Here is a 3032-nt window from a genome sequence, read left to right as displayed (position 1 = left end):
CTGATGGAATTTTTGGGAATGATACAGAAAATGCAGTTAAATGGATGCAGAGAAAATGGAATATAAATGATGATGGTATAGTTGGTCCTAACACTTGGAGAAAACTTTTAGAGTTATAGGTACAAGATTAGGTACTGTAGGTACAAGATTAGGTACAGGCAAGGAGGTATAAGGGTATGGATAAATTAAGAAGAGAAATGGAATTTTTAGAATTTAATGTACATATACATTATGGGGATGAACTTGGTACTTATTATTGGAGCAAGTTTCTTATATTAGAGAATACTTATAATGCTAAAAGCAAGGAGAAATATAAAAGAAGATGGTAACTATCGCAGTTCTATCAACAATTCTATCAACATTTTTTTTATTTTTGTTGATAGAATATGTTATAATAAATATAGAGAACTAAAAAATATTTTAGTAGTTTGCGTACCTGTACGATAAGCTATTTTTTATTGGGATGTAAATGCCCGGGATAACAATTCGTTATCAAAAATTTTGGGGTGCAAATACCCATAGAATAATCCCTTGCAGATAATGTAGGGGATTATATTTTTTGTTGAGGTGATTAATTTGCTATACAAAACTACATATAGAAGTAATATTAATGGTTCTATAAAAATTATTATAACAGAAGGTAAGTTTAATATTATAGTTTTATTTATACATAATATTAAGAAAAGATTATTTAAATTATCTAAGCTGAAAGATTACATACACTATAGATGTTTATCTGATATAGAGAGAATGAAATATGAAGAAATGTTAAGTAATAAGGCTAGAGTAGATTAATTTCTATTCTAGCCTTATTTTTTTTGCATAAATTTACAATAAATTAAATAAAAGTATTGACTTATCATACTATGCGTAGTATAATATAATTGTAAGGAGGTGAAGGAATGGAGGATAAAATAAAAGAGCTAATCAAGATAATAGAATTACTTGAAAAGCTCACAATACAGTTAATATCCCTATTTGGTTGGATAGCAATTCTGATTTTTACAATCAAAGGAATATTTAACTAAACAAAAGAGGGGTTAAGCTACCACCTTAGCCCCTTGAAAAAATAATATCAAATATATTCTCCAAAATCAATATGAAAAAAACATATGTAGAATTAGTTTTTAGAATATTAATTCTTATAGGGTTAGTGGCAGTTTTGATATTTGCATTAAAAGGTATGCTAGGAGGTCTTTAGATGAGTGAGAAAAATGCACAAACAGAAGCAAATAAAAAATGGCAAGAAAAAAATAAAGAGAGAGCAAAATATTTAAGTGACAGATCAAGGGCAAGAAGTTTTATAAGAAGTAAAGCAACAAAGGAAGACCTTCAGGAACTAGAAAATTTAATTAAAGCTAGAAGGGAAGAATTAAATAAGTAGAATTAAGGCTAGTAGGTAGGAAAGATCTTACTTACTAGTCTTATTTTTTGAGAAATTATGGATAAAATAATTATTAACAATAGTATTATTGACAAGTTATTTACAAAATATACAATATTTTGTGTTAAAATATAATAAAAAATAATTATGAGGTGGGGTATTATATGAAAAAGAATATTAAGTATATAATTTTCATAATTATAGCAGCAATAATAATTATATGTGGAATTACTTGTATTTTAGTAGGAAATAAGATAAAAACATATAAAGTAGACACTTTATATGAAGATTTAACTCCAATTGAAAAAATAGTATCTAAAGTATCTGGTACTAAATTTTATACAAAAGAAGAAGCTATTAAAGATGGTATTATACTATCTGATGAAAAGAAAGCATCAAAAGAAGTTACAGAAGCATTTAAGCCTATTTCAGATTATCTTATAACATCAGATTCTGAAAATATAGATTCAAAAATTAAAGATTGCGAAATTACGCTATCTAGTTTACAAGCTTTTATTAATAGTGATAGATGCAATACAGATAACTTGAAGAATTATGCTTACGCTTGTATAGAAACTGTTGTTGCATATAAAAGTAAATTAGAATGTTATAAGAGTTCAGATATAGCTATGTATAATCATTACTCAAATAAAGTTGTTAGTAAATTCAAAGAAGTAAATATTAGTTTGGATAATATTAAATAATACCAGGTACTTAATTGCACCTGGTATATTTTTTTCTACATTATATATAGTAATTATTTTTAGTGTGTTAATTAACACACTTTTAACACACAAGTTTTACGTGGCAATGAAATGTTTTGAAAGTATTTGTATTAAAAACCTTATAAAACAAAGAGTTTGAGCCTTTTTGAATTAAGTTGTTTTTATTCTAATCGAATCCTGAAGTAGTGGGTTCAAATCCCTCTAGGAGCACCATAATAAATTGGCTGTATTATTGTGATATAGCTTTTTATTTTTATAACTTTTGTTAATTTTATGCGTGGATAAGCTATAACTTCAGGGCTTGTACTAAATCCTATATAAAACTTAATTATGATAATGCTTCGGGAATAGCTATAACAATTATTAATTATCTCCTGTGGAGATTGGCTTTAAGTGTAGCATAAAAGCCACTTAATTATTAATTCTTAATTGATAAACTTATCCTGGTGTATTCTTTTGCGAAATAGCAAGAAAAACATAGATAATAAGAGTAAAGTGGATTTATTTTAAGAAGATAAAAATATTGTCATTAATTGATGAAAAACATATGTGGTATTATAAAACACGTCGCTAAGGCACATAAGTTTAAATCAAGGTAAAGTTTTTGATGATAAACTTAAAAAGTTAGCAAAATTTGAGTTAAAAAAATTCAAAAAAATGTTGACAAGAGCTGAAACAAGTGATAAGATAATGAAGTCGCTTGAGGGTGATATAAAAACCACTAAATGTGGTAAGATCTTTGAAAATTGAACAGAATAATAAGTTAAGAACCAGCAATTCTTTTATTAGTAAGTTTTATGAGCAGTCTTAAGAATAAGACTTAGAATCAAACTTTTTATTGAGAGTTTGATCCTGGCTCAGGACGAACGCTGGCGGCGTGCTTAACACATGCAAGTCGAGCGATGAAATTCTCTTCGGAGAAT

General features: G+C 27.0%; 6 protein-coding genes and 1 rRNA gene. All 7 read left to right on the top strand.

The window, feature by feature from the left end; translation table 11 throughout:
- Positions 1–8 precede the first annotated feature (8 nt).
- On the top strand, positions 9–119 hold the full coding sequence (locus ACTNAO_RS12705; protein WP_441048083.1) for a peptidoglycan-binding domain-containing protein: 111 nt from the start codon (positions 9–11) through the stop codon (positions 117–119).
- A gap of 57 nt (positions 120–176) precedes the next feature.
- The gene (locus ACTNAO_RS12700) at positions 177–329 is read left to right on the top strand and encodes a hypothetical protein (protein ID WP_441046265.1); all 153 of its coding nucleotides are present in this window, start codon (positions 177–179) and stop codon (positions 327–329) included.
- Between the two features lie 247 nt (positions 330–576).
- Positions 577–795 (top strand): hypothetical protein, encoded by a 219-nt coding sequence (locus ACTNAO_RS12695; protein WP_441046263.1) that lies wholly within the window; start codon positions 577–579, stop codon positions 793–795.
- Between the two features lie 107 nt (positions 796–902).
- Positions 903–1028 (top strand): hypothetical protein, encoded by a 126-nt coding sequence (locus tag ACTNAO_RS12690; RefSeq protein ID WP_441028408.1) that lies wholly within the window; start codon positions 903–905, stop codon positions 1026–1028.
- A gap of 173 nt (positions 1029–1201) precedes the next feature.
- On the top strand, positions 1202–1384 hold the full coding sequence (locus tag ACTNAO_RS12685; RefSeq protein WP_441046261.1) for a hypothetical protein: 183 nt from the start codon (positions 1202–1204) through the stop codon (positions 1382–1384).
- Positions 1385–1548: 164 nt separating this feature from the next.
- On the top strand, positions 1549–2088 hold the full coding sequence (locus ACTNAO_RS12680; RefSeq protein ID WP_441046259.1) for a hypothetical protein: 540 nt from the start codon (positions 1549–1551) through the stop codon (positions 2086–2088).
- An 855-nt stretch (positions 2089–2943) separates the two neighbouring features.
- A 16S ribosomal RNA gene (locus tag ACTNAO_RS12675) occupies positions 2944–3032 on the top strand; the annotation flags it as partial.

Origin of the sequence: Clostridium sp. HCP1S3_C6 (assembly GCF_052066735.1) — a bacterium.
In the GTDB taxonomy this organism is placed as follows: domain Bacteria; phylum Bacillota; class Clostridia; order Clostridiales; family Clostridiaceae; genus Clostridium.
Note: the sequence above shows the minus strand (reverse complement) of the source record. Positions and strands in the feature narration are given on the sequence as shown.